The sequence below is a fragment of the Rothia nasimurium genome, from assembly GCF_035916755.1.
In the GTDB taxonomy this organism is placed as follows: domain Bacteria; phylum Actinomycetota; class Actinomycetes; order Actinomycetales; family Micrococcaceae; genus Rothia.
This window is the reverse complement of record NZ_JAYWIX010000005.1, coordinates 24,495-48,449: the sequence shown is the minus strand read 5'-3', so window position 1 is coordinate 48,449 and position 23,955 is coordinate 24,495. Positions and strand designations below refer to the sequence as shown.

The window sequence follows — 23,955 nt, the reverse complement described above, 5'->3', positions numbered from 1 at the left end:
CGCGGATGCGCCCTACCCCCTACCCCTCCCCCTTTTAGACGGGGGCCCTGCGCACCTATCGGTGTGCAGGGCCCGCTTCATGTTTACGCGACTTAGGCAGCTAGTGCCCGGCGTAGGGTATCAAGCCCGACTGAGCCCAGCTTGAGGGCCCGAGTGTGGAAGTCGCGGTCAGAGATTCCGGCGGCGCGGGCGTCCTCACGCAGCTGTAACCAGACTCGCTCGCCCACCTTGTAGGAGGGGGCCTGGCCCGGCCAGCCCAGGTAGCGCAGGAACTCGAAGCGGCGCTGGCCCTCAGAGATATCGAGGTTGGCTTCCAGGAACTTATAGCCCTTATCTGCGTCCCAGATGCCAGGCTCTACACCCAGTTCGGTCACCCAGCGTTCGGGGATTTCAAAACCACAGTGCAGGCCGATGTCGAAGACCACGCGGGCTGCGCGTAGGCGCTGGGCATCGAGCATGCCCATGCGGTCGCCGGGGTCAGAGAGATAACCCAGCTCGTCCATGAGGCGCTCAGCGTACAGGGCCCAGCCCTCGCCATGGCCCGAAACCCACACGGCGTTAGCACGCCACTGGTTTAGGGCCTCGGCCATAGCGGTTGCGTAGGCAACCTGCAGGTGGTGGCCGGGTACGCCCTCGTGGTAGACGGTTGAGGTTTCGCGCCAGGTGCCAAAGGTATCTTCACCTTCGGGCACTGACCACCACATGCGACCGGCGCGCTCAAAATCAGCGGACGGGCCGGTGTAGTAGATACCGCCCTCCTGGGTGGGGGCAATCATGCACTCGAGCTTGCGCAGCGGGCCCTCGATGGTGAAGTGCTCTTTGGCCAGGTAGTCAACGGCGGCGTCGGACAGCTTCTGCATCCAGGCCTGAAGCTCGTCGGTGCCGTTGAGGGTGCGTTCAGGGTCGGCATCGAGCAGGGCCTTTGCCTCGTCAATAGTGGCACCGGGCTTGATGGCTTCGGCGACCTCCTGCTGGGCCGCGATGATGCGGTCGAGCTCCTCGATACCCCAGGCATAGGTCTCTTCCAGGTCAAGGGTGGTTCCCACGAACTGACGGGAGTAAAGGGAGTAGCGCTCGCGGCCCACAGCATCGGCCTCGGGCGCGTCGGGGCGCAGGGTCTCTTTGAGGTAGGTAAGAAGTTCGCGGTAGCCTTCCTTGGCGGATGCCGCCCCCTGGGTAGCTCGGTCGGCATGCTCGGGGGCTGCTTCGGCTACCTCGCTTGCCAGAGCGTCGAAGAAGCCACCGTCAGCCACGTAGGCGGCTACCTGCTCGATAACGATATCGACCTGGCGCACCGCTGCCACTTTACCTGCGGCGCGGGCGGCTTCTAGGGTCTCGATATAACCGCGAACCGCTTCCGCAACGTTACCCAGGCGGCCAGCAATGTGCCCCCAGTCCTCGGCTGTTTCACGGTTCATCAGGTCAAAGATGGCGCGAATGCCCTGAACGGGGGAGGCAATATTGTTGAGTTCCCAGTCGCCCAGGCCCGCCTCATGCAGTTCTAGCTTGAGTCCTAGACGCTCGCGCATGGCATCGACAGTAACCCTGTCGATGTCGTCGGCCGGTTCAACGGCTTCAAGGGCTGCCAGAGTAGCGCGGGCTAGGTCAATCTCTGCCTGGGTGCCGGCGGGGGAGTAGTCGGGGTACTCGGTTTCCCGCCCCTTGCGGCCCTCGATGGTGGCCGCTGCCGGGTCTAGTTCCAGGGTCTTCTCGTAGTAGTCGTTGGCAATGCGGTCGACCTCGGTCTGGGTGCGGTCGGCCTTAAAAATTTCGGGTAAATCTGGGTGTAGTGTCATACACCCCATTCTAGGTTACTGTGACCCAGAAAACAGGAATGTGGGTAGGGGGAACTACTGGGGGCGGGCCCGCTTCCAGGAACCCGGCCCGGGGCGCAGCCGCATACCCAGGCGCTGGGTGTGGTTAAGGCGGCGCTGCCACATTTCCAGTGCGGTCTCCTGCTGGGAATCAGCCTGAGCCTGCAGAGCCACCACGACGCTGGTCAGCGCAGCCAGTTCTTCTTCCGTGGGGTTGCCCCGCACCACCGAAAGCACAGGGGCGGGCACCTGCTGTTCACCGGCGTCCTGCCCCTGGTTTTCAAGGGACGCGGACGCAGGTGCCGGCTTCTTGCCGAAGCCCAGCAGGGATAGCGGGTTGGGTGTCGCCATGTTCTACCTACCCCTTACAGCGGAATGTTGCCGTGCTTTTTGGCGGGGGAGGCTGCGCGCTTATCGCGCAGAGCCCGCAGGGAAGAAATGATGCGCACGCGAGTCTCGGAGGGGGCAATAACCTCGTCAATGTAGCCCAACTCAGCAGCCTGGTAGGGGTTGAGCAGCTCCTCTTCGTACTTAGCAATGAGTTCAGCGCGCTTAGCCTCAACATCGCCGCCTTCTTCAGCCACAGCGGCCAGTTCGCGGCGGTAGAGAATATTGACCGCGCCCTGCGCCCCCATCACACCAATCTGGGCGGTGGGCCAGGCCAGGTTAATATCGGCACCCAGCTTCTTCGAACCCATCACAATGTAGGCCCCGCCGTAGGCCTTACGGGTAATTACGGTAACCAGCGGAACGGTCGCCTCGGCGTAGGCATACAGCAGCTTGGCGCCGCGGCGAATAATGCCGTTGAACTCCTGGTCAGTGCCAGGTAGGAAGCCGGGCACATCAACAAAGGTCAGAATCGGAATGTTGAATGCATCGCAGTTGCGCACGAAGCGGGCGGCCTTTTCAGAGGCATTGATGTCGAGGGTGCCAGCGAACTGCATGGGCTGGTTGGCCACAATACCCACGGTCTTACCCTCAACCCGGGCATAACCAATCATCACATTCGGGGCGTAGAGGGCCTGCATCTCAAAGAAATGGCCATCATCAACCACCGACTCAATCACAGCCCGCATATCGTAGGGCTGGTTAGCCGAATCAGGAATCAGCAGGTCAAGGTCAAGATCATCGACGGTGACCTCGGGATCCTGATCATGATCCAGGGGGAAAGTCTCGGTGAGGTTGTTGGAGGGCAGGAACTCGACGAGCTCGCGGACGAAATCAAAGGCGTCCTCTTCGTCCTCAGCCAGGTAGGTCGACGTACCCGTCACCGCGTTGTGCTGGCGGGCACCGCCCAGGGTCTCCATATCGACCTCTTCACCGGTCACAGTCTTAATGACATCGGGGCCGGTAATAAACATGTGGCTGGTCTTATCAACCATCACAATGTAGTCGGTCAGGGCGGGGGAGTAGGCGGCACCACCGGCGCAGGGGCCCATAATCACCGAAATCTGCGGAATCACACCCGAGGCCCGCACATTCATGCGGAAAATATCGGCAAACATAGCCAGGGAAGCCACGCCCTCCTGAATACGGGCGCCACCACCGTCATTAATACCGATAATGGGGCAGCCGTTCTTCAACGCGAACTTCTGCACTTTCACAATCTTTTCGCCATTGACCTGCGAAAGAGAACCACCGTAGACAGTGAAATCCTGGGAATAAACCGCAACCAAGCGGCCATCGATAGTACCGTAGCCCGACACCAGGCCATCACCCAGAGGCTTTTTCTTCTCCATACCAAAAGCCGTAGTGCGGTGCTTGGCCAGGGCGTCAAACTCCACAAAAGACCCCTCGTCCAGCAGCATCTCGATACGCTCGCGGGCAGTCTGCTTGCCGCGCTCATGCTGGCGGTCGATGGGACCCTGACCGGTGGGGGCAAGGGTCTGCTCGCGGCGGGCATAGAAGTCAGCGATTTTACCGGCGGTAGTGGTCAAATCGGGGGCATCGGTGGTGGGGTTCTCGCTCATGCTGTGCCTGCCTCGTGCGCTGTGGGTCATTGGTGTGGGGTGACCTGGGATAAGGGTCATTCTTTTCAACTATAGACCTGCCACCCCGCCCCACCCAATTATTCTTGGGATTTTTGAGCGATTTTTCTAAATAAGAGTGTTTCGGGGGAGCTGGAGCAGGCTCACGCTTGCTGTCGACCCTCTCGCTGGTTCGCTAGCGCTCACAAGCGATTCATGCCAGCCCCAAGCCAACAGCTTCGCTGTGAGCCTGCTCCAGCTTTGTACAGCCCTTGCTTACTTGCCGACCCTGCCGATCACAGCGTTCCATTCGCGCGCGGTGTAGCCGGTAAGTACACCGCCGGTGCTCATGGGGTCAGCTGCAATAATGCGGTCGAGGGCGTCGCGGTCTTCGGCAACGAAGATGAGCAGGGCACCTGCGGGCTCGCCGTCGAGGAAGGCCCCGGCTGCGTGCAGCTTGCCTTCTTCGTGGAGCTGGGCCAGATATTCGCGGTGGGCGGGGCGGTGCTCAGCCTGCAGGTCGGCGGGGCCGTAGGAGTACTGCACAGCGTAGACGGTCATGGTAGAACCTTTCGTAGGGGTTAGACAGTTCCAGTATTGCACCGCTAGGCCACTCAGGCTGGGTGTGACCCCGTAGAATAGCGGTCGAAACTTAGTATGTGAGATAAGGAGTGCGCGCATGGGGCATCTTCAGGCTGACCTGGTTGATGCGAGCGGCTTTGAGCGGGTGGAGCTTCTGCCCTCGGTGGGATCAACTAACGAGTATGCCCGGCAGATTCTGGTGGGTGATGCCCTGGTGCGCCGCAGCTATGGGGAGCTCTCGCTGGTTTCGACCGCCGACCAGAATGCTGGGAAAGGACGCCTGGACCGGGTCTGGGTGGCCCCGGCCGGTACCGCTTTGGCAACCAGCTTTATCGTGCGTCCTTACGTCAACCCGGCTAATAGGGTTGCGCCTGACCAGTATCACTGGTTTACCTCTTTAGCTGCCTTGGCTGCCTGCGATGTTTTTGAGCAGCTCTCAGGGCTGCACCCCTCTATTAAATGGCCTAACGATGTGCTGCTGGGCAACCGTAAGGCCTGCGGTATTCTGGCCCAGCTCGTGATTGAACCCGAAGGGCAGATTTCGGTTGTGGTGGGTATTGGGCTCAATCTGAACCTGGTGCAGGAAGACCTGCCCGTCCCTACCGCCACCAGTGCCCTGCTGGAATCTGGGCAGCCGGTTGACTTGAATCGGGCGCTGGCGGTCTTAGCTACCGGCTTCGCCCGCTACTACCGGGAGTTTGCAGCCACCGGCTTCGATGCGGGCGCGGCTACCGACGGGGACTCCCTCTTAGGCCGCCTGCGGGGGCGCATGAGCACCCTGGGAGCTACCCTTACCATTCACCTGCCCGGGGATGAGACCTTTAGGGGCACCGGGGTTGAATTGACCGCAGAAGGGGAGCTGGTCGTCCGCTCCGATAGCGGTGAGGAGCGAAGCTTCACTGTGGGAGACGTGGTGCACGTACGCCCCCAGGGGTACGGGCGCTAGCCGCCCAACCCGGAAGATATCGGGGAATCTTCAGGAAGTATCGATAGACTCACCAGTGATGAAACTACGAGGCGACCTCTACCCCGCAGAACACACCCTTGCCGCAACGCGCGCCCACGAGGTGCTGTTGGTGCGCCCTCTGACCTACTTTTTTCTTGCTATGACGGCCTGGAGCTTCGCCTCTGCCCTGGGGGTTGGTGCCCCTGTCTGGCGCTACCTTGCTCTGACTCTTGCGCTGTGGCTGGTCTGGTTGGGCATGCAAGGGGTAGTGCGCTGGGCGAATACCAGCTACCTGCTCACTAACGGCCGGCTGGTGATTAGGCGGGGCTGGGGCCCCGGTCAGGACGTCAGTGTTCCGCTCACTGAAATTGAAGGGGTGAGCGTGGGGCACCGGCACCTCATGGGGCTGGCCAATGCCGCCGCTCTGACCATCCATGCCCGCGGGATGCAGCACGTGCTGCGGGCCGTGCCCGACCCTGAACGTTTTAGTCGGGAGATTCAAGAGGCCCAGCGAGCTCTGCTAGGCGGGTCTACCTCCCGCTATCGAGTGTAAACCCGCAATATCTGTCTGATAAGCTTAAACAGGTTGCTTGGGCTCGAAAAAAGGTGACGGCGGGCATAGAATAGGCGGTGGCACTTAGCGGGTGGTGAACATTTCGTAGCCTGGCTCACAGCAACTGGGTATTCTTGAAGTAGGTAACTACTCGCCGTGCCAGCCCTAGACCTTACTACCTCTAGAGCCACGCAGCACTAACCAAGAGAAGGAAGACTCCAGTGGAGAAGTCAGCACCCGGTAGCGACCCCGCCGAACAGGCCGGAACCGCACCCAGCCGGAGCAGGCACCACCATAACCGCGTGCAAAGCCAGCTCTATCGTAGCGACGAAGCTCGGCAGGGCGTGCTGGAACTTGAACGCGCTCTTCTGGGGGAAAACCGCAACATGAAACGCGGTGAGGTGGCCGACGATGCCGGAGTGCCTCTGCTCACCGCTCGTAAAATCTGGCGCTCCCTGGGGCTACCCAACCTCACCGACGACGATGCCTACTTCACCCACGCCGACAGCAAGGCCCTGACCACGGTTACCTCCCTTATTAAAGAGGGCAAACTGACCGAAGAAGCTGCCCTGTCCCTCACCCGCTCGGTGGGGCAAATGATGGACCGTATGGTGGTCTGGCAAGTCGAGGCCCTGGTAGAAGATATGGTCATCAACGGCGGGCTGACCGATACCGAAGCCCGCGGTGAGCTTCTGAGCCTCCTCCCGCGCCTTATTGAAGATCTAGAAGACATCACCGTTTACGGCTACCGCCGCATGCTCAACTCAGCCATCTTGCGTCTGGCCCTGCGCGACGAAGAGGACGGCACCGACCTGGCAGACAGCGATCTGCCACTGGCCCGTGGCGTAGGTTTCGTTGACCTGGTTTCCTACACCTCACTCTCACGCGAAATGAATGAGCAGAATCTAGCTCGCCTGGTCAAGAACTTTGAGCAGCGCTGCGCTGAAGTCATTGCGGTAGGCGGCGGGCGTATCATCAAAACGGTAGGGGACGAGGTCATGTACCTGGTCGAATCTCCCGAAGACGGTGCCCGTATTGCCCTGACCCTCTCAAAACTTATCAGCGAAGACCCCCAGCTCCCCGAAGCCCGCGTATCCTTCGTCTGGGGCAGGGTGCTACCGCGTCTAGGTGACATCTACGGCCCCACCGTCAACCTGGCCTCCCGCCTGGTCGCGCTGACCGAACCCGGGGTCGTCCTCACCGACGCCTCTACTGCTGAAGCCCTAGAAGACGACAAGCGTTTTGTGCTCATCCCCCAAGGCGTGCGCAATGTGCGCGGCTTTGGCAACGTTAGGCCCGTGGCAATTACCCCGGGCATCGGTAATGAACTGGAGATCGATTTCGAATGACCACCGCCCCCAACCTCACTATCTACGCGGGTAAGTCAACCGACGTAGGCCAGTACCGCGACAACAACGAAGATTCCATGGTCGTTGCAGGCACCCTCTGCGTGGTTGCCGATGGCATGGGTGGGCACGAAAAGGGTGAAGTTGCCTCGCGCCTGTGCACCCGCACTCTGGCCTACGCCCAGATGTTCACTCGCCCCGGTGGCATGACCGAAGAAGAAGAGGCAGCTTTCCGACAGGAGGTCACCATCGAAGCGCTCGGCGACGAACCGGGCGGACGCCGCCTGCGCAAGCGCCGCAAAGAAACCTCCGCCCTCAACCGCCAGATCCTCAAAACCCTCGATAAGATCAAGGAAATCATTGGTGAAGCCGATGAGGCCATCAAAAACGCCCTTGACCTACGAGCAGGAACAACCGTTACCGGTGCCTGGCTCACCCATATCGGGGAGCAGCAGATGTGGTTTATCTTCAATGTGGGCGATTCCCGCACCTACCGCCTGGTGCGAGCCGAAGAGGCCCAGGCCGAAGAGGCCCTCTCTATCTCTAATGGGCCGGTTGAGGGCCTAGAACTGGAACAGATTACCGTAGACCACTCTGAGGTGCAGTATCTGGTCGACACCGGCCAGATTACCGCTATGGAGGCCCTGACCCACCCCCGTCGCAACGTCATTACCCGAGCCCTGGGTACCGGTAACTATTGGGAACCCGATTTCTGGGTTATCCCCGCCCGCGAGGGCGACCGCCTGATGATGTGCTCCGACGGTCTTTCTGGCGAACTCTCCCACAACTACATGGCCCGGGTACTTGCTACCGTAGAGCACCCCCAGGATGCGGCAGACGTGCTCCAGATGGCTGCCCTGCGGGCAGGTGGACGGGACAACATCACCGTAATCGTGGCAGACGCTATTACCGTAGAGGACGCCGAAGCCCGTGCAGCCGAGCTCAAAGCCCTGACCGAGACCGATGCCCACGAGATTGTAGCCAACATTGACGGCTACGACTACCCCCACACCGCCACTACCGAAGAAGAACAGTTCCACTCTGAAAAAGAACTGCACCGGGGTATCAACGGCTAGAGTTCAGACAATAAAGATATAGGGCAAAATAGATAGGGTGAGTGAAAACAAAGACCTTCCCGGTGTAGAAGAAGAAACCGTCCACGGTGTTGACCGCGACCTGGTCGAAGGCCAGGGCGTAGCCGCTGCTATCAAGGAGCGCTACGCCCAGCTCGTTGATCAAGTTCGGGCCGCCCGCCAGAGCTACTATGTCAAGGACGCCCCCACCATCTCGGACGCCGAGTACGACGCCCTCTACCGTGAGCTCGAAAAGCTAGAAGCCCAGCACCCCGAACTGGTCGCTAACGACTCACCCACCCAGGAAGTCGGCGGTGAAGCCTCCGCGGCTTTTGCCCCGGTTACCCACCTGGCCCGCATGTACTCGCTGGAAGACGTCTTCTCCCTCGAAGAGCTTGGCGCCTGGCTAGACCGCGCCGAAACCAATGCCCAGGAGATGACGGGCGCTCGCCCCGCCTGGCTCACCGAACTCAAGATTGACGGCCTAGCGGTCAACCTGCTCTACCGCAAGGGCAAGCTGGTACGCGCCGCCACCCGCGGCGACGGAACCACCGGCGAAGACGTGACCCACAACGTCCTGACCATCGCCTCAATCCCTACCCAGCTCGCCGGTAGCAACCACCCCGAAGAAATCGAAATTCGCGGTGAAGTCTTTATATCATCGGCTGACTTCAAGGCCCTCAACGAGCAAATGGTTGAGCAGGGCAAGGCCCCCTTCGCCAACCCGCGAAATGCGGCAGCAGGCTCCCTGCGGCAGAAGGACGCCGCCCTGACCGCCGAGCGCCCCCTGAGCATGTTTGTGCACGGCATCGGCTCCCGAACCGGCCTAGACATCACCACCCAGTTCGAAACCTACACCCAGCTCCAGGAGTGGGGCCTGCCCGTCAGCCCCTACTCCCAGCTGCTCACCAGCCGCTCAGAAATTCTTGAATTCATTGCAGCCTACGGCGAAAAACGCCACTCCCTGGTGCACGAAATCGACGGCATCGTTATTAAGGTCAACGATTTTTCGACCCAGGAGCGTCTGGGCTATACTTCCCGCGTGCCCCGCTGGGCTGTGGCCTACAAGTACCCGCCTGAAGAGGTCAATACCAAGCTACTCGATATCCGGGTGGGGGTTGGCCGCACCGGCCGCGTAACCCCCTTCGGTGTGATGGAACCGGTCAAGGTTGCTGGTTCAAGGGTTGAAATGGCGACCTTACACAACCAAGACGTAGTTAAGGCCAAGGGCGTGCTCATCGGCGATACCGTGGTGCTGCGCAAGGCAGGGGATGTCATCCCCGAAATTGTGGGGCCCGTGGTGGCCCTGCGCGATGGCAGCGAACGGGAATTCGTAATGCCCACCGACTGCCCTTCCTGCGGCCAGCCCCTGGCACCCGCTAAGGACGGCGACGTTGATATCCGCTGTCTCAACGCCCGCTCCTGCCCCGCCCAGCTCACCGAGCGCGTTAACCACCTGGCCGGGCGCGGTGCTTTCGATATCGAGGCTCTAGGCTATGAGGCTGCTAAGGCCCTGACTAACCCGGATGCCCCTGAACAGGCCCCGCTTATCTCTGAAGCCTTTCTCTTTGATCTCACCGCTGAGGACCTGGCAGATGTGCGCATTGAGCGCGAGAAAAAGGTCAAGGGGGAGCCCACTGGCAAAACTGAGCTGGTTCCCTACTTCTATACCCGGGGTACTGCGAAGAAGCCCAGTGCTCCTACCCGCAATACTGAAAAGCTCTTTGAGCAGCTAGAGAAGGCAAAGAGCCAGCCCCTGTGGCGAGTGCTGGTTGCCCTCTCTATTCGGCACGTGGGGCCCACCGCGGCTAGGGCCCTGGCGACCGAGTTCGGGTCGATGGATGCAATTCGTGAAGCAAGCGAGGAGCGCCTGGCAGGTGTTGACGGAGTAGGCTCCATCATTGCTAGCTCCCTCAAGGAATGGTTTGCTGAAGACTGGCACCGCGAAATCGTGGATCGCTGGGCAGAAGCTGGCGTGCGGATGGAGGACGAACGTGATGCCTCAATCGAACGCATTCTTGAAGGTCTCACTATCGTGGTGACTGGAACCCTGGCTCGTTTCACCCGCGATAGCGCGAAAGAGGCCATTATTGTGCGCGGTGGCAAGGCCTCAGGCTCGGTGTCGAAGAAGACTAGTTATCTGGTTGCCGGTGAATCCGCTGGCTCTAAGCTCGATAAAGCTGAACAGCTGGGTGTGACGGTGCTGGATGAAGAAGGGTTTGAGGCGCTTTTGGCGCAGGGGCCGGACGCCCTTACCTAGTGGCTAGGTCACAGGCAGGTCACAGGATTTTTTGATTCTGTGACCTAAATGTGACCTATGCCCCTGTTTGCTACGGGGAGGGTTGCAGAAAATTTAAGAAATTTTTAAGGGCCTAGCAGCCTGACTTAAAAACAGGCAGGTTTCTGGCGGGTTAAAAATTTGTCCCTCTTTTAACCCGCAGAAATTCACGCTTTTCCCCGGTGTTAAGGGTGATACAAGCCTGTCTTTAAAGTCTGCCACCCTGGAGGGGGACGGGGGTCTCTCTGGGTGGGGTGGGGATTGTTCTGTCTCAAAAATGGGTTGGCAAAGCCGAAATCGTTACGTTATCGTTATCAACGAATCAAAAACGACCGCCAAACCAAAGGTGCGACGGTCTATAGCTCACAGTGGAAGCTGTGGGCGCATGCTGGGCTCTACCGCACACCTGATGCCGTCTACAGGGTAAAGCCTCAAACAATCCACTCAACGATTACGGGTAGACGGCAATGTGATGAAGCCCAGGGATGGGAAGAGCATAAGGTGGCCTTACGGAGCATTTCATGACTTCCAACATTCGTCGTTCAGCAGCAGTACTTGCAATCGGTGGCGCAGCAGCAGCAAGCCTGGCCGCTACCCCCGCAGCCAACGCCGCTCCCCTCGAAGCTTGGGAAGCTCTCGCACAGTGCGAGTCAGGTGGCAACTGGTCCATCAATACCGGCAACGGCTACTACGGTGGCCTGCAGTTCTCACTGTCCTCATGGGCAGCCGCAGGCGGCACTGGCAACCCCGCAGCTGCTTCAAAGGCAGAGCAGATTCGCGTTGCTGAAAACCTCCTTCAGATGCAGGGCTGGGGCGCCTGGCCCTCATGCGCTGCCAAGCTGAACCTCTACGCTTACGGCACCTCAGGTGCAGCAGCAACCGTCGCTGAGACCCCCGCTGCAACCACCACCACTACCGTTGCTCCTCAGGCAACCGAGGTAACCGAAGTTGCTGCAGCTCCCGCAGTTGCTGAAGCTCCCGCCGCTGAAACCGCACCCGCAGCAGAGGTGGTTGCCGAAGCAGCACCCGCAGCTAACACCTACACCGTCAAGGCTGGCGACACCCTGTCAGAAATCGCTTACGCTCACGGCTTCAACGGCTGGGACGAAGTACTGGCAGCAAATGCTGACCTGATCCAGAACGCCGACATCATCGAAATTGGTTGGGTTCTGACCATCCCCGCTAAGTAAGACCTCACCGGGTTCTTAGACCTCTAGCGGATTCTGATCTCACACCGTCGCCCTCTAGCTGCACAGGCTAGGGGCGATTCTTTTTTTAAATCGTGTTATGACCGTATGCGGGCTAAGATAGAGACTGAAAACCTATGTCTAACTCGTGGAAGTGATTATGTCTGCTATTACGAGTGAGCAGGTGGCACACCTTGCCATGCTGGCTCATATCGAGATGACTGATGAAGAGCTGGCCGCAATGGCCGCTGAGCTCGACGTCATCGTAGAATCCGTCAAATCAGTCTCAGAGGCCGTCTCAGACGATATTCCGGCAACCAGCCACCCCATCCCGCTCAAGAACGTCTTCCGTGACGACGTGGTGGGTGAAACCCTGACCGCTGAAGAAGCTCTCTCGGGTGCCCCCGATGCCGAAGACGGTAAGTTCAAGGTTCCGGCAATTCTGGACGAAGACTAAGGAGCGGGCATGAAGGACATCATCAAACTTTCCGCAGCAGAACTTGCTGAGAAACTGGCTGCCGGTGAACTGACCTCTGTTGAGGCAACCCAGGCCTACATCGACCACATTATCGCCACCGATGGCGAACCTCTGGACACAGAAAACCGCGCAGCCGGCAAGAGCGGACTCAACGCCTTCCTACACCTGAACGCTGAAGAGGCTCTGGAAGTTGCTGCCGCCGTAGACGCAGACCGCGCAGCTGGTAAGGAACTCCCCGCCCTGGCAGGCGTCCCCATCGCCGTTAAAGACCTCATCGTCACCAAGGGTCAGCCCACCACCGCTGCCTCCCGTATGCTTGAGGGCTGGATGAGCCCCTACGACGGCACCGTCACCCAAAAGATCCGCGAGGCCCGTATGCCCATTCTGGGTAAGACCAACCTCGATGAGTTCGCTATGGGCTCCACCACCGAGCACTCAGCGTTCGGCGTCACCCGCAACCCCTGGGCCCTGGACCGTATTCCCGGTGGCTCCGGAGGTGGCTCCGCTGTAGCAGTAGCTGCCTTCCAGGCTCCCCTGGCCCTGGGTACCGATACCGGTGGCTCCATCCGCCAGCCTGCAGCCGTCACCGGTTCCGTTGGCGTCAAGCCCACCTACGGCTCGGTCTCCCGCTACGGCGTCATTGCCATGGCCTCATCCCTGGACCAGGTCGGCCCCTGCGCCCGCACCGTCCTCGACACCGCCCTGCTGCACGAGGTCATTGGTGGTCACGATCCCAAGGACTCCACCTCCCTGAACGAGCCCGTCCCCGCCTATGCGGACGCCGCCCGCGCCGGTGCCGCTGAAGGTGGCCTCAAGGGCCTTCGCGTCGGCGTCATCAAGGAACTGACCGGCGAGGGCTTCCAGCCCGGCGTCATGGCCCGCTTCAACGAGTCCCTGGAGCTGCTCAAGGAAGCCGGCGCAGAAATCGTCGAGGTCTCCCTGCCCTCCGTCAAGGAAGCAATCGGGGCCTACTACCTGATTATGTCCTCCGAGGTCTCATCTAACCTGGCCAAGTACGACGGCGTCCGCTTCGGTCTGCGTAAGCTGCCCGAAGAAGGCAACGTCACCATCGAGCGCGTCATGGCAGCTTCCCGTGCCGCAGGCTTCGGCTCAGAAGCCAAGCGCCGCATCATCCTGGGTACCTACGCCCTGTCCGCTGGTTACTACGACGCCTACTACGGCTCAGCCCAGAAGGTGCGCACCCTGATTCAGCGCGACTACGCCAAGGCATTTGAGGTTGCAGACGTGCTGATTAGCCCCACCGCGCCCACCACCGCCTACAAGCTGGGGGAGAAGACCAAGGGCGACCCCATGGCCATGTATAAGGGCGATATCGCCACCGTACCCACCAACCTGGCCGGTGTGCCCTCCCTGTCCCTGCCCGGTGGCCTAGCAGATGAGGACGGCCTGCCCGTCGGTATCCAGTTCACCGCACCCGCCCACGAGGATGCCCGCCTCTACCGCGCCGGTGCTGGCCTGGAAGCCCTGCTGACCGCTAAGTGGGGTGGCTACCTGCACGAGCAGCTGCCCGATACCGCCGCCCTGATCCGTGACTTTGACTTCGAGGGAGCTAAGTAAATGTCTGACGAAATCCTGTCGTTTGAAGAAGCCATGGAGAAGTACGACCCCGTACTCGGCTTCGAGGTTCACGTAGAACTCAACACCAAGACCAAGATGTTCGACGCCGCCCCCAACGAATTCGGCGATACCCCGAACACCAACGTCACCCCCGTCTCGCTGGGCCTGCCCGGCGTGCTGCCGGTGGTCAACGGTAAGGCTGTAGAGTCTGCTATCAAGTTGGGCCTGGCACTGGGCTGCGAGATCGCACCCGTTAGCCACTTTGCCCGCAAGAACTACTTCTACCCCGACACCCCCAAGAACTTCCAGACCTCCCAGTACGACGAGCCCATCGCCGCTAACGGATCCCTGGACGTTGAGCTGGAGGACGGCACTGTCTTCACCATCGACATCGAGCGTGCCCACATGGAAGAAGACGCTGGCAAGCTGACCCACAAGGGCGGCACCGCTGGCCGTATTCAGGGCGCAGATTTCTCCCTGGTCGACTACAACCGCGCCGGTGTTCCCCTGATTGAAATCGTGACCCGCCCCATCGTGGGTGCAGGCGACAAGGCCCCCGAGCTGGCCCGCGCCTACGTGGCTGCCATTCGCGAAATCGTCAAGAACCTGGGTATTTCGGACGCCCGCATGGAGCGCGGTAACGTACGCTGCGACGCCAACGTCTCGCTCATGCCCAAGGGCTCCACCGAGTTCGGTACCCGCTCAGAAACCAAGAACGTGAACTCCCTGCGTTCGGTCGAGCGTGCGGTGCGCTACGAGATTCAGCGTCACGCGGCCGTCCTCGAAGCAGGCGAAAAGGTCGTTCAGGAAACCCGCCACTGGCACGAAGACACCCGCGAGACCACCAGCGGCCGCCCCAAGTCAGATGCGGACGACTACCGCTACTTCCCCGAGCCCGACCTGGTTCCGGTCGTCACCGACGAAGAGTGGATTGAGCGCCTGCGCGCCGAGCTGCCTGAGCCTCCTGCTGAGCGCCGCCGCCGTCTGAAGGCTGACTGGGGCTTCTCGGACGAGGAGTTCCGCGACGTGGTCAATGCCGGTGCTATGGACGCTATCGAAGAGACCGTTGCTGCCGGTGCTCCCGCCTCAGTTGCTCGTAAGTGGTGGATGGGCGAGATTGCCCGTATCGCCAAGGAACGCGAGGTTGAGCTGACCGAAACCGGTGCAACCGCCGCTACTATCGTTGAGCTCAACCAGCTGATTGAGGGTAAGAAGATCAACGATAAGATTGCCCGCCAGGTGCTGGGCTTCGTCATTGAGGGTGAGGGCACCCCGGCTGAGATTGTTGAGAAGCGCGGCCTGGCCGTTGTCTCTGACGATTCGGCCCTGACCGCCGCTATCGACGAGGCTCTGGCCGCTATGCCCGATGTTGCCGACAAGATTCGTGCCGGTAAGGTTCAGGCCGCTGGTGCCGTGGTTGGCCAGGTTATGAAGGCTACCCGCGGTCAGGCAGATGCCGGACGCGTGCGCGAGCTGATTCTCGAAAAGCTGGGCGTCGAGGGCTAAAGCCCTTCTCTGGTCAATCTACTGACCGGGCGTTCTCCCCTGTGGGGAGGGCGCCCGGTTTTTCTTGCCCTGGAGAGGAAAGGGCACAAAGAAGGCGCCCGCTCTGGGAAAGAGGGGCGCCTTATTACTTTGCACCGTGGGTAGGGCTCTGGGGTAAAGAGCTCTACCCGGTGAACGGTCGGCGCACTAGGGAAAACTAACCGACCGCTAGATTAGGTAGCAAAAATCGCACTGAAGCTACCTAGGGTCTCGATTTAACACGGTGAGAGACCCTCACACTAGTACAGAGGGGGGAAACTAGGAGCGAAAAACACGCACCAGGGGCGGGATGTTCTTTTCAGAAGCTCTGAGTCTCGAACACCGGTTAGATTATCGAGTGTAAGGAAAGATGGTTACCACATCCACCAAACCTTACACGTTTAGGTTATGTTCTCCCCCGTCTCGCTTATATCGCAGTTTTACTGTGGGGCGAAAATTTTTTGGTTGAAACTATCGGTCTAGGGAGTGGGCGCCCAGTTAAGGGCCAGTGTGGTGTCTTTGAGGCTGGGGTAGAAGTGGGAGAAGTAGTCGGTGACGGTGTCAGCACATGTGGTGGTGATGGGGGAAGCACCAGCTGACGTCTGCTCGGTGAAGCTCACAGCTAGGGGGCTGCCTGCTGCGGTAAGCTTGATGGCTGCGGAGTAGCTGCGGTGGGTGAAGGGTAAAAGGAGCCGGTAGCTGCCGTCCGCCTGGGGACGGACTGCACCGCAGACGCTGAACCGCAGCATGAAGGTTTGGAGGGGTGGAATGAAGCTGGTGGGGGTGAAGACCCAGTCCTGGTCTTCACTCACGCGTGATACCGAAAAATGGCGGTTGGTGCAGGTGAGTTCCTGGCCCTGGGGCAGGGCAAAGACGAAGGCGGAACAGCCTGATTCGAGGCTGAGCAGGGTGTAGGTGGCATTGAGGGTAAAGGCACCGGGATCAGCCGGGTCAAGCTGAATGTCCAGGTAGCAGCTTGACGTGAGCACCTGGGGGTTGGTACGGAGGAATTGGACGGTTTCTGAGTCATCGAAACCTTGAGTGGCTGCCTTGCGGAGGGCTTTTTGGGTGCGTTCGTCGAAGCCGAAGGTTTCGCTGAATAGGTCGATGGTTTCGCTGCTGATGTGCTCGCCGGTAATAGCGCGGCGTACCCGGTCTTTGTACTTGTGGGGCGGGATTTCTAGGCCGTAGACGGTGTGCTGGTGGGCGCTCATCGCTCGGGCGATGGCCCTAATCGAGAAGGGGTTGGCTTCGCCCAGTTGTTCGTGGTGGATGTAGCGCTCCCAAGTGTCGCGCACGTAGGGTTCCAAGAGCTCTGAGCGGAGCAGGGCGCTGACCAGGTGGGTAGTTGATGCTGAGCTGGGTGTAGTAGGCATGCTATGAGTTGGGGTCGGCGGGGGTGAGGCGGGAGAGCCAGGCGGGGTCATCCCCGTGGTAGTAGCGGATGGCACCCTCGTAGTCGGAGTCCCAGAAGTAGGCGAAAACGGTGTCTTCGGCGATGGGGAAGCTCATGGAGTAGCGCTGCTGGGAGGGTAGCTCAACGACTTCTAGTAGGCTTTCGTCCTTCATGGTGTGGGACCAAATTTTTTGAACCATATTCGCGGGCTCAGCATCGAAAGTGAGCGCTAGGGAGACGTTGAACCGTGCCGGGGTGAAGGGGCCCAGCGAGGCGTAGTTGTATTTTTCTCGTTCACGCAGCATGGGGTCGATATCGAGGTCGATACGGTAGCGAATCTGGTGGACCTGGCCGTAGCGGACGGGGGCAGGCGGTTTGATGGCCAGCTGCCACATGGTGTTATCTGGGTGGTGGATATGGGCACGTTCATGCTCGCTCATGGAGACCAGCTCGCCACCCTCAAGCAGGGTGACGGTGGAATCCGTGGACTCGAAGCGGGGGGAGATGAGGGTGAGTTCGTCGATTTCAGAGCGAATTACCTCGGTGACGATGAAGTGCCGCATGAAGCCGAACCGGTCGATGTAGCCGTCCATCAGAGTGGAGAGGGAGGTGTAGTTGCGGGTGTCGATGGTGCGTTCGGCGCTGGTGAGGGTCTCTGCCCGCTGGGCGAGCTTGCGGCTGAGGCTGTGGGCTGAGAGGGCCCGCTGCAGTTCTCTGGCTTCGGCTGCGGTGAACTCGAAGGCCGTGATGAACATGTGGGCGGTGGCGTCCGAAATTGCTTCGCCGTTCAGGGCGCGCGAGATCCTGTCTTTGATGGTGGCAGGATCGATGTCTTGGTCCAGGTAGTCAGAAATCTCGTAGGCGATGAAGGTGGCTACGGCTCGTTGGTTGATGGAGTTAACCCGGCGCCTTTGCACGTGCCGCATCCACTTTTCCCGGTAGGGCGGCTTGTTCAGCAGGGAGAGCAGGATTTCGTGGGGGACGCGCGGGGTCAGGTCAACTAGATCAGCGGACGTTGGCATTGGCGGGTTTACTCCGTGACGCTAGTGGCACCCAGGTGGGTGAGCAGGAAGGAGTAGTCCCAGGCGATTTCGCGCCAGGCGGTGTAGCGGCCTGAGCCGCCGCCATGGCCGCCGTCCATCTCAATTTTGAGCAGAGGAGTGGGGGAAGCCGGGTCGATGGTCTCGCGCAGGGCTGCTACCCACTTGGCCGGTTCGACGTAGAAGACTCGGGTGTCGTTAAGGGAAGTAACAGCTGCAATGGCCGGGTACTTAACGGGGCGGATGTTCTCGTAGGGGGTGTAGGACTTCATGTAGTCGTAGACCTCCTTGTCGGTGATGGGGTTGCCCCATTCCTCCCATTCCAGAGCTGAGAGCGGCAGGTTGGGATCAAGAATGGTGGTCAGGGCATCCACGAAGGGTACCTGGGCCAGGCAGGCTGCGTACTTTTCGGGGGCCATGTTGACAACAGCGCCCATGAGCAGGCCGCCGGCTGATCCACCCATGATACCGATACGAGCAGCGTCCACCCAGGCCTGGGAGGCTAGGAAGTCGGTGGCGTCGATGAAGTCGGTGAAGGTATTTTTCTTGGCCAGCTTCTTACCCTTGGTGTACCAGGCGCGGCCCATTTCGCCGCCACCGCGGATATGGGCGACAACAAAGATGACGCCGCGGTCCAGCACGCTGAGGCGGGCGGTAGAGAAGTAGGGGTCCATGGAGGACTCATAGGACCCGTAGCCGTACTGAATCACGGGGTTTTCCTGGGTCTTATCGAGGTCGGCGCGGTGCATGACGGAGAGCGGAATCATGGCTCCGTCTGCTGCCGGTGCCCACATGCGGTAGGCGGTGTAGTTCTCGGGCTTGTAGCCGATGACGGGGGTGCGGCGGCGCAGCACGAGGTCGTCAGTATCGGGGAAGTAGTCGTAGACGCTGCTGGGGGTGAGATAGGAGGTGTAGTTCAGGCGGATGACCGGGGACATGATGTTCACACCGGAGAAGGCTGACGTGTAGAGCTCTTCGGTGAAGCCGCCGGGCTCATAGAGGTCAATGCCCTGGGGGTGGGCAGAAGCTACCTGCTCAGCAAGAGCGGTACGCGGGGCAACGAATACCTTAACGGTAGTGTTCTCACGGGCCATGAGCACCAGATGGTTGCGGGAGAACTTGAAACCTTCTAGGCGGACGTCCGCGCGGTGGGGTACAAGGGGAATCCAGCTGGCTTTGAAATCGGCAAAGGGCACGTACTCTTCGCGCAGGGGTGCCAGAACGATTTCACCGTTGGGAGCCTCGTGGTTATGGCCTATGACCAGGTAGCCGGTGCCCTCCACGTCGATGATGTCGGTGGAGTACTCGATGCCGGCGTCCCGCTTCATAATGAGGGTGGGCTCTAACTGACCCAGCTCGTGGATGTTAATAATGCGGGTCTCTGAATACTCGGAGTTTGAAGAGGTAATGACCACGTGGGTACGAGAAGACGACATACCGGCACCCAGCCAGAGCCCGTTATCGTCCTCGCGGTAGAGGGCAAAATCTTCAGACGCACTGGTGCCGATAGCGTGGGCCCGCACCTCGTAGGGGCGCCAGGACTCATCTGCCACCGAGTAAATCAGGTGCTTAGCGCCTGAGGCAAAGAAGGCACCTGCGAAGACGTCCTCAATCTTTTCCTCCAGAATCTCACCGGTGTCGAGGTTCTTGAAGTACTGGGTATAGCGCTCGTCGCCCGAGTCATCAACACCGAAGGTCAGCAGAGAGCCGTCGCGGGTGACCTGGAAGGAACCCAGGGAGAAAAAGGCCATGTCGCGGGCAAACTCGTTGCAGTCCAGCACGACCTGCTCGCCGTCAAGCGGCTCACCGGGGCGGACGACCGGCGGCTGGTAGCGCTCTTCAACGCTGCCCTCAGTGAGGGCAGGGACACGGCACATGACCGGGTACTGCTCACCGGCAACCGTGCGGTTAAAGTACCACCAGGCCCCGCGGCGCGAGGGGACCGACATATCGGTCAGCTGGGTGCGCCCCTTAATCTCTTCAAAAATAGCGTCGCGCAGGGGCTGCTGGTCTTCTGTGACCGCCTCGGTAAAGGCGTTCTCAGCGCGTAGCTGCTCTAGTACCTCGGTGCTTTCCTTATCGCGCAACCACTCATAGTGATCAACAAAAGTATCACCGTGATGGGTGCGCTCAAGGGGCACGCGCTTGGCAAGAGGAGGAGTCAGAGACATCATCAGCCCTTTCGTAAAAACTCGCTTCCCACCATTCTAAATGACGCTCACAGAACGTAACGTACGCAATACAAGGACACATGCTGAAACTTTAGGGCCCTTTCTTGACGGTTCCCGGGTGAGCCAGCCAGACTAGAGACAGGTCAAGAGAACCAGTGTTAAGCCCCAGCTAGCTGGTCGGCAACCCTCCACTCGCGGTGGGGTGCCCTGGGTGATGACCGGGCGTACCCACCGAGAACCAGGTACGCAAGCGCGGGACCGATGAGCCTCTATCTTCTGCGAGGGCATCAGATTCTTTTCCTCCTTACCCGGGCGGAAGATACGGCATGCGGCCCGTTTCAACTGAACACTGAAACAACGACGTCCCTAGGAATAACCGCATGACCACCGAGAACACCGTTCCCACCCCCTCCAACCCCACCGGCTGGAAGTTCGAAACCCAGCAGATTCACGCCGGCCAGGAACCCGACGCGGCAACCGGCGCCCGCGCCCTACCCATCTACCAGACCACGTCCTTTGTCTTCAAGGACTCCGCCCAGGCAGCAGGTCGCTTCGCCCTCTCAGAGATGGGCCCCATCTACTCCCGTATCAACAACCCCACCCAGGAAGCCGTTGAAAACCGTATCGCTGCTCTCGAAGGTGGCGTCGGGGCCCTGTTGCTCGCCAGCGGCCAGGCAGCCTCAACCTTCGCAATCCTGAACATCGCCGGGGCCGGGGACCACGTCGTTGCCTCCCCTTCCCTCTACGGCGGCAGCTTCAACCTGCTCAAGTACACCCTCAAGAACCTCGGCATCGAAACCACCTTCGTCGATGATCCCGCCGACCCCGAGTCCTGGCGAGCAGCAGCCCGCGAGAACACCAAGGCCTTCTACGCAGAAACCCTGCCCAACCCCCGCGGCGACGTACTCGACACCGAAGCTATCTCGGGCGTAGCCCACGAGGTCGGTGTGCCCCTCATCGTCGACAACACCGTCGCCACCCCCTACCTGCTCAACCCCATCAAGCACGGCGCTGACGTGGTCATCCACTCAGCCACCAAGTACCTGGGCGGCCACGGTACCTCGGTCGGCGGTGTCATCGTAGACTCCGGTAACTTCGACTACGGCGCCTACCCCGATAAGTACCCCCTCTTCAACCAGCCCGACGAAAGCTACCACGGGCTGGTCTACGCCCGCGACCTCGGCGCGGACGGTGTCTTCGGAGTTAACCTCTCCTACATCCTCAAAGCCCGTGTCTCCCTACTGCGCGACCTGGGCTCCTCCATCTCACCGACCAACGCCTTCAACATCGCCATCGGCTTAGAAACCCTCTCCCTGCGGGTAGAACGCCACGTAGAGAACGCCCTCAAAGTCGCCCAGTTCCTCAAAGACCACCCCCAGGTCGAATCGGTCACCTACTCCGGTCTGCCCGATTCCCCCTACTACGAACTGGCCCAAAAGTACCTGCCCAAGGGGGCTGGCGCCGTCCTCGGCTTCACCCTCAAGGACGCCGACGCCGAAACCGCCCAGAAATTCGTGGACTCCCTCTCCCTCCACTCCCTGCTGGTCAACATCGGTGACGTACGCTCCCTGGCCGTGCACCCGGCGTCCACCACCCACAGCCAGTCCACCACCGAAGAGCTTGAAGCCATCGGCATCAACCCAGCCTTCATCCGCCTCTCGGTAGGTATCGAACACATCGACGACATCCTCGCCGACCTCGAACTCGGCTTCACCGCCATCCGCTAAGGAAAGGTAAATCAATGACGACCGCCCGCCCCGCTGAGACCACCCCCACCCGTACCGACGGCGTCCTCGCCTACGCCAAAGTCGGCGATCTGACCCTTGAATCGGGGGCAGTGCTGCCCGACGTCACCATCGGCTACGAAACCTGGGGAACCCTCAACGAGGCGGGCGACAACGCCATTTTGATCCTGCACGCCCTGACCGGCGACACCCACGTCTCGGCAGGCCGGGCAGGAGCGGACGCCAGCGAGCAAGACCGCGAGGCCGCCGAAGCTGCAGGTTGGTGGCCCACCGCTGTCGGCCCCGGCCGCGTCATCGACACCGACAAATACTTCGTTATCTCACCCAACATGCTTGGCGGCTGCTACGGATCGACCGGGCCAGCTTCCCCCGCCCCGGCCAGTATCGACCCCGAACAAAAGCCCTGGGGCTCCCGCTTCCCCCTGGTCACTATCCGCGACGGCGTCCGCGCCGAAAAACGCCTGCTTGACCAGCTCGGCGTCACCTCCCTGCACCACGTCATCGGCGGTTCCCTGGGAGGTGCCCGCGCCGCCGAATGGGCCGTCACCTACCCTGAGCTTGTCCGCTCCTGCGCCGTCATCGCCTCCGGTCCCGCCGCCACCGCCGAACAAATCGCCTGGGGTCACATGCAAAACCTGGCAATCCGCCAAGACCCCTCCTTCGCCGGCGGCGACTACTACCCCGGCCCCGGTCCTGAAAACGGCCTCGCCCTGGCCCGACGCATCGCCCACACCACCTACCGCTCCGCCGCCGAACTCCACTTCCGCTTCGGCCGCGACGCCCAAGACGGCCACGACGTTCTGCACCCCGTCCCCGCAGACCGCGGCCGCTACCAGGTCGAAAACTACCTGGACCACCACGGGGCAAAACTCACCGCCCGCTTCGACGCCAATTCCTACCTGGCCATCAATGAAGCCCTGCTCTCCCACGACCTGGGCCGCGACCGCGGCGGCCTCGACAAAGCCCTCGCCCGCACCACCTGCCACTGGACCATCGCCTACGTCGACTCCGACCGCCTCTTCTTCCCCTCCGACTCCCAAATCCTCGCAGCAGCCCTACCCCGCCCCATAGAACCCGCCGTGATTCACTCACCCTGCGGCCACGACGGCTTCCTCATCGAACACGAACAGCTCGAACGTATACTTGCCACCAGCATCGAAACCCAGGACGCCGCCGACGAAGCAAAACCGCAGGGGCGAAAGCATCTGTGGGCGGTGGCCTAAGGCTGGCTCTGCCGGTGGTAAGTTGGGGGTTATGAACCAGTACCTTGTTGAATATTCCAAGGCAGAACCCTTCCGCCGGGGCACCCACCTGGTTGTTCTCCTGCATGGCTACGGCTCCCACGAGCGGGACTTACTGGGGCTCACCCCCTACCTGCCCAGCGAAAAGGTGACCTACGCGTCCGTCCGCGCGCCCCAGCCCGTCGGCTACCCACTGCCGGCCGATGCCGACTCCGCCTACGTCGAAGGCCCCGCCAAGGGCTACCAGTGGTGGCCCCTCAACCAACAACTAGAAACCGTGGGCTTTACCGCAATCGAACTGGCCGTTGACTATCTGCTGGGCTGGCTCGAACCCATCGCCGCCGACTACGATAGCGTCACTCTGCTGGGCTTCTCCCAGGGCATGGCCCTTGCCACCTCGGTAGCCCGTGCCCGCCCCGACCTCATCAAGACCGTGGTAGGGCTCTCCGGCTACGCCGTGGCCGGGGGAGAGCACTACTTCAAGGACGCCCAGCTAGAGGACAAGCCCCTGCCCCTCTTCTGGGGCCGTGACGAAGCCGACCCCATCATCACCGCCGACAAAATCGCCTTCACCCGCGAATGGGTAGCCGGGCACACCGACCTCACTGCCCACACCTACACCGGTATCGGGCACGGAGTTGCTGCCGCAGAACTCACCCATATCGCAGCCTTCCTCAATGAGAAGGTCCTGTCTGCCTAATCCAGGAGGAATCAGGTAGCCTACTCGGTCTCCACCTGAACAGTCACGCCGTTCAGCTCAACGGTATCGCCAGCGTATAGCTGACGCCCGCGCTGCTCACAAATATCGCCGTTCACCTTCACCAGGCCGTCCTGAATCACCTCACGGGCATGCACCCCGTTCTCCACCAGATTCGCCAGCTTCAAAAACTGACCCAGGCGAATCATCTCATCACGAATAAAAACAGACTCAATACTCATAACCACCACTCTACCCGCGCCAACACTCGCACCCCTACGTACGGTAGGCTTAAAGGCGAGTGCGCCACCCGGCCCACTTTCTTTTTACATCCAAGCA

Annotated in this window: 20 protein-coding genes and 1 riboswitch; of the genes, 12 read left to right on the top strand and 8 right to left on the bottom strand. The window is 60.7% G+C overall.

The features are described 5' to 3' along the window. Positions 1-92: 92 nt before the first annotated feature. The 4 genes from VSX42_RS06370 to VSX42_RS06355 all read right to left on the bottom strand — a co-directional run bounded on the left by VSX42_RS06370 (position 93) and on the right by VSX42_RS06355 (position 4,342). Positions 93-1,796, bottom strand: a complete 1,704-nt coding sequence (locus VSX42_RS06370) for a DUF885 domain-containing protein (protein WP_326503486.1) — start codon at positions 1,794-1,796, stop codon at positions 93-95. Positions 1,797-1,850: 54 nt separating this feature from the next. Next, positions 1,851-2,165, bottom strand: a complete 315-nt coding sequence (locus VSX42_RS06365) for an acyl-CoA carboxylase subunit epsilon (RefSeq protein WP_326503485.1) — start codon at positions 2,163-2,165, stop codon at positions 1,851-1,853. Between the two features lie 14 nt (positions 2,166-2,179). Then, on the bottom strand, positions 2,180-3,784 hold the full coding sequence (locus VSX42_RS06360; RefSeq protein WP_237235957.1) for an acyl-CoA carboxylase subunit beta: 1,605 nt from the start codon (positions 3,782-3,784) through the stop codon (positions 2,180-2,182). 273 nt (positions 3,785-4,057) lie between these two features. After that, on the bottom strand, positions 4,058-4,342 hold the full coding sequence (locus tag VSX42_RS06355; RefSeq protein WP_326503484.1) for a YciI family protein: 285 nt from the start codon (positions 4,340-4,342) through the stop codon (positions 4,058-4,060). A gap of 118 nt (positions 4,343-4,460) precedes the next feature. Here VSX42_RS06355 and VSX42_RS06350 point away from each other — a divergent pair, with 118 nt between their 5' ends. From VSX42_RS06350 to gatB, 9 genes are all read left to right on the top strand, one after another. Beyond that, on the top strand, positions 4,461-5,309 hold the full coding sequence (locus VSX42_RS06350) for a biotin--[acetyl-CoA-carboxylase] ligase (RefSeq protein ID WP_326503483.1): 849 nt from the start codon (positions 4,461-4,463) through the stop codon (positions 5,307-5,309). Positions 5,310-5,367: 58 nt separating this feature from the next. Beyond that, entirely contained in the window at positions 5,368-5,862 is a 495-nt protein-coding gene (locus VSX42_RS06345; RefSeq protein ID WP_326503665.1) for a PH domain-containing protein, read from the top strand. 221 nt (positions 5,863-6,083) lie between these two features. After that, positions 6,084-7,211 (top strand): adenylate/guanylate cyclase domain-containing protein, encoded by a 1,128-nt coding sequence (locus VSX42_RS06340; protein WP_418950781.1) that lies wholly within the window; start codon positions 6,084-6,086, stop codon positions 7,209-7,211. Continuing rightward, the gene (locus VSX42_RS06335; protein WP_326503482.1) at positions 7,208-8,284 is read left to right on the top strand and encodes a PP2C family protein-serine/threonine phosphatase; all 1,077 of its coding nucleotides are present in this window, start codon (positions 7,208-7,210) and stop codon (positions 8,282-8,284) included. Before VSX42_RS06340 ends, VSX42_RS06335 begins: the two co-directional genes overlap by 4 nt. A gap of 100 nt (positions 8,285-8,384) precedes the next feature. After that, positions 8,385-10,541 (top strand): NAD-dependent DNA ligase LigA, encoded by a 2,157-nt coding sequence (ligA, locus tag VSX42_RS06330; RefSeq protein WP_326503663.1) that lies wholly within the window; start codon positions 8,385-8,387, stop codon positions 10,539-10,541. Between the two features lie 539 nt (positions 10,542-11,080). After that, on the top strand, positions 11,081-11,749 hold the full coding sequence (locus VSX42_RS06325; RefSeq protein ID WP_326503481.1) for a transglycosylase family protein: 669 nt from the start codon (positions 11,081-11,083) through the stop codon (positions 11,747-11,749). A 157-nt stretch (positions 11,750-11,906) separates the two neighbouring features. Then, positions 11,907-12,203 carry an Asp-tRNA(Asn)/Glu-tRNA(Gln) amidotransferase subunit GatC gene (gatC, locus tag VSX42_RS06320; RefSeq protein WP_326503480.1) on the top strand — a complete coding sequence of 99 codons (297 nt, stop codon included), beginning with the start codon at positions 11,907-11,909 and terminating at the stop codon, positions 12,201-12,203. A 9-nt stretch (positions 12,204-12,212) separates the two neighbouring features. Beyond that, a complete protein-coding gene (gene gatA / locus VSX42_RS06315) occupies positions 12,213-13,802 on the top strand; it encodes an Asp-tRNA(Asn)/Glu-tRNA(Gln) amidotransferase subunit GatA (protein ID WP_326503479.1) in 1,590 nt (529 codons plus the stop codon). Further along, positions 13,803-15,308 carry an Asp-tRNA(Asn)/Glu-tRNA(Gln) amidotransferase subunit GatB gene (gene gatB / locus VSX42_RS06310; protein WP_237187310.1) on the top strand — a complete coding sequence of 502 codons (1,506 nt, stop codon included), beginning with the start codon at positions 13,803-13,805 and terminating at the stop codon, positions 15,306-15,308. It begins immediately after the preceding gene. A 497-nt stretch (positions 15,309-15,805) separates the two neighbouring features. Here the strand turns inward: gatB and VSX42_RS06305 are convergent, their stop codons facing one another. From VSX42_RS06305 to VSX42_RS06295, 3 genes are read right to left on the bottom strand one after another with little or no spacing between them, the layout of a single operon-like run. Beyond that, positions 15,806-16,702, bottom strand: a complete 897-nt coding sequence (locus tag VSX42_RS06305) for a hypothetical protein (protein WP_326503478.1) — start codon at positions 16,700-16,702, stop codon at positions 15,806-15,808. Between the two features lies 1 nt (position 16,703). After that, positions 16,704-17,744 carry a hypothetical protein gene (locus VSX42_RS06300; protein ID WP_326503477.1) on the bottom strand — a complete coding sequence of 347 codons (1,041 nt, stop codon included), beginning with the start codon at positions 17,742-17,744 and terminating at the stop codon, positions 16,704-16,706. An 8-nt stretch (positions 17,745-17,752) separates the two neighbouring features. Further along, positions 17,753-19,936, bottom strand: coding sequence for a S9 family peptidase (locus VSX42_RS06295; protein WP_326503476.1), 2,184 nt, complete (start codon positions 19,934-19,936; stop codon positions 17,753-17,755). A 138-nt stretch (positions 19,937-20,074) separates the two neighbouring features. Continuing rightward, a riboswitch (SAM riboswitch) is annotated at positions 20,075-20,192 on the top strand. A 121-nt stretch (positions 20,193-20,313) separates the two neighbouring features. Between VSX42_RS06295 and VSX42_RS06290 the strand changes: the two genes are divergently transcribed. Genes VSX42_RS06290 through VSX42_RS06280 form a run of 3 tightly spaced genes read left to right on the top strand, consistent with a single transcriptional unit; the run spans position 20,314 to position 23,619 of the window. After that, positions 20,314-21,660 (top strand): O-acetylhomoserine aminocarboxypropyltransferase/cysteine synthase family protein, encoded by a 1,347-nt coding sequence (locus VSX42_RS06290; protein ID WP_326503475.1) that lies wholly within the window; start codon positions 20,314-20,316, stop codon positions 21,658-21,660. A gap of 14 nt (positions 21,661-21,674) precedes the next feature. Next, entirely contained in the window at positions 21,675-22,901 is a 1,227-nt protein-coding gene (gene metX / locus VSX42_RS06285) for a homoserine O-acetyltransferase MetX (RefSeq protein ID WP_326503474.1), read from the top strand. 31 nt (positions 22,902-22,932) lie between these two features. Then, positions 22,933-23,619: a phospholipase gene (locus VSX42_RS06280; protein ID WP_326503473.1), complete on the top strand. Its 687-nt coding sequence runs from the start codon at positions 22,933-22,935 to the stop codon at positions 23,617-23,619. 20 nt (positions 23,620-23,639) lie between these two features. Here the strand turns inward: VSX42_RS06280 and VSX42_RS06275 are convergent, their stop codons facing one another. After that, the gene (locus VSX42_RS06275) at positions 23,640-23,858 is read right to left on the bottom strand and encodes an RNA-binding S4 domain-containing protein (protein ID WP_326503472.1); all 219 of its coding nucleotides are present in this window, start codon (positions 23,856-23,858) and stop codon (positions 23,640-23,642) included. Positions 23,859-23,955: the final 97 nt, after the last annotated feature.

Excerpts from the sequence above, each read along its gene's own strand:
- VSX42_RS06370 (WP_326503486.1), bottom strand. The coding sequence starts at position 1,796 with ATGACACTACACCCAGATTTACCCGAAATTTTTAAGGCCGACCGCACC.
- VSX42_RS06365 (WP_326503485.1), bottom strand. The coding sequence starts at position 2,165 with ATGGCGACACCCAACCCGCTATCCCTGCTGGGCTTCGGCAAGAAGCCG.
- VSX42_RS06360 (WP_237235957.1), bottom strand. The coding sequence starts at position 3,784 with ATGAGCGAGAACCCCACCACCGATGCCCCCGATTTGACCACTACCGCC.
- VSX42_RS06355 (WP_326503484.1), bottom strand. The coding sequence starts at position 4,342 with ATGACCGTCTACGCTGTGCAGTACTCCTACGGCCCCGCCGACCTGCAG.
- VSX42_RS06350 (WP_326503483.1), top strand. The coding sequence starts at position 4,461 with ATGGGGCATCTTCAGGCTGACCTGGTTGATGCGAGCGGCTTTGAGCGG.
- VSX42_RS06345 (WP_326503665.1), top strand. The coding sequence starts at position 5,368 with ATGAAACTACGAGGCGACCTCTACCCCGCAGAACACACCCTTGCCGCA.
- VSX42_RS06335 (WP_326503482.1), top strand. The coding sequence starts at position 7,208 with ATGACCACCGCCCCCAACCTCACTATCTACGCGGGTAAGTCAACCGAC.
- VSX42_RS06325 (WP_326503481.1), top strand. The coding sequence starts at position 11,081 with ATGACTTCCAACATTCGTCGTTCAGCAGCAGTACTTGCAATCGGTGGC.
- gatC (WP_326503480.1), top strand. The coding sequence starts at position 11,907 with ATGTCTGCTATTACGAGTGAGCAGGTGGCACACCTTGCCATGCTGGCT.
- gatA (WP_326503479.1), top strand. The coding sequence starts at position 12,213 with ATGAAGGACATCATCAAACTTTCCGCAGCAGAACTTGCTGAGAAACTG.
- gatB (WP_237187310.1), top strand. The coding sequence starts at position 13,803 with ATGTCTGACGAAATCCTGTCGTTTGAAGAAGCCATGGAGAAGTACGAC.
- VSX42_RS06305 (WP_326503478.1), bottom strand. The coding sequence starts at position 16,702 with ATGCCTACTACACCCAGCTCAGCATCAACTACCCACCTGGTCAGCGCC.
- VSX42_RS06300 (WP_326503477.1), bottom strand. The coding sequence starts at position 17,744 with ATGCCAACGTCCGCTGATCTAGTTGACCTGACCCCGCGCGTCCCCCAC.
- VSX42_RS06295 (WP_326503476.1), bottom strand. The coding sequence starts at position 19,936 with ATGATGTCTCTGACTCCTCCTCTTGCCAAGCGCGTGCCCCTTGAGCGC.
- VSX42_RS06290 (WP_326503475.1), top strand. The coding sequence starts at position 20,314 with ATGACCACCGAGAACACCGTTCCCACCCCCTCCAACCCCACCGGCTGG.
- metX (WP_326503474.1), top strand. The coding sequence starts at position 21,675 with ATGACGACCGCCCGCCCCGCTGAGACCACCCCCACCCGTACCGACGGC.
- VSX42_RS06280 (WP_326503473.1), top strand. The coding sequence starts at position 22,933 with ATGAACCAGTACCTTGTTGAATATTCCAAGGCAGAACCCTTCCGCCGG.
- VSX42_RS06275 (WP_326503472.1), bottom strand. The coding sequence starts at position 23,858 with ATGAGTATTGAGTCTGTTTTTATTCGTGATGAGATGATTCGCCTGGGT.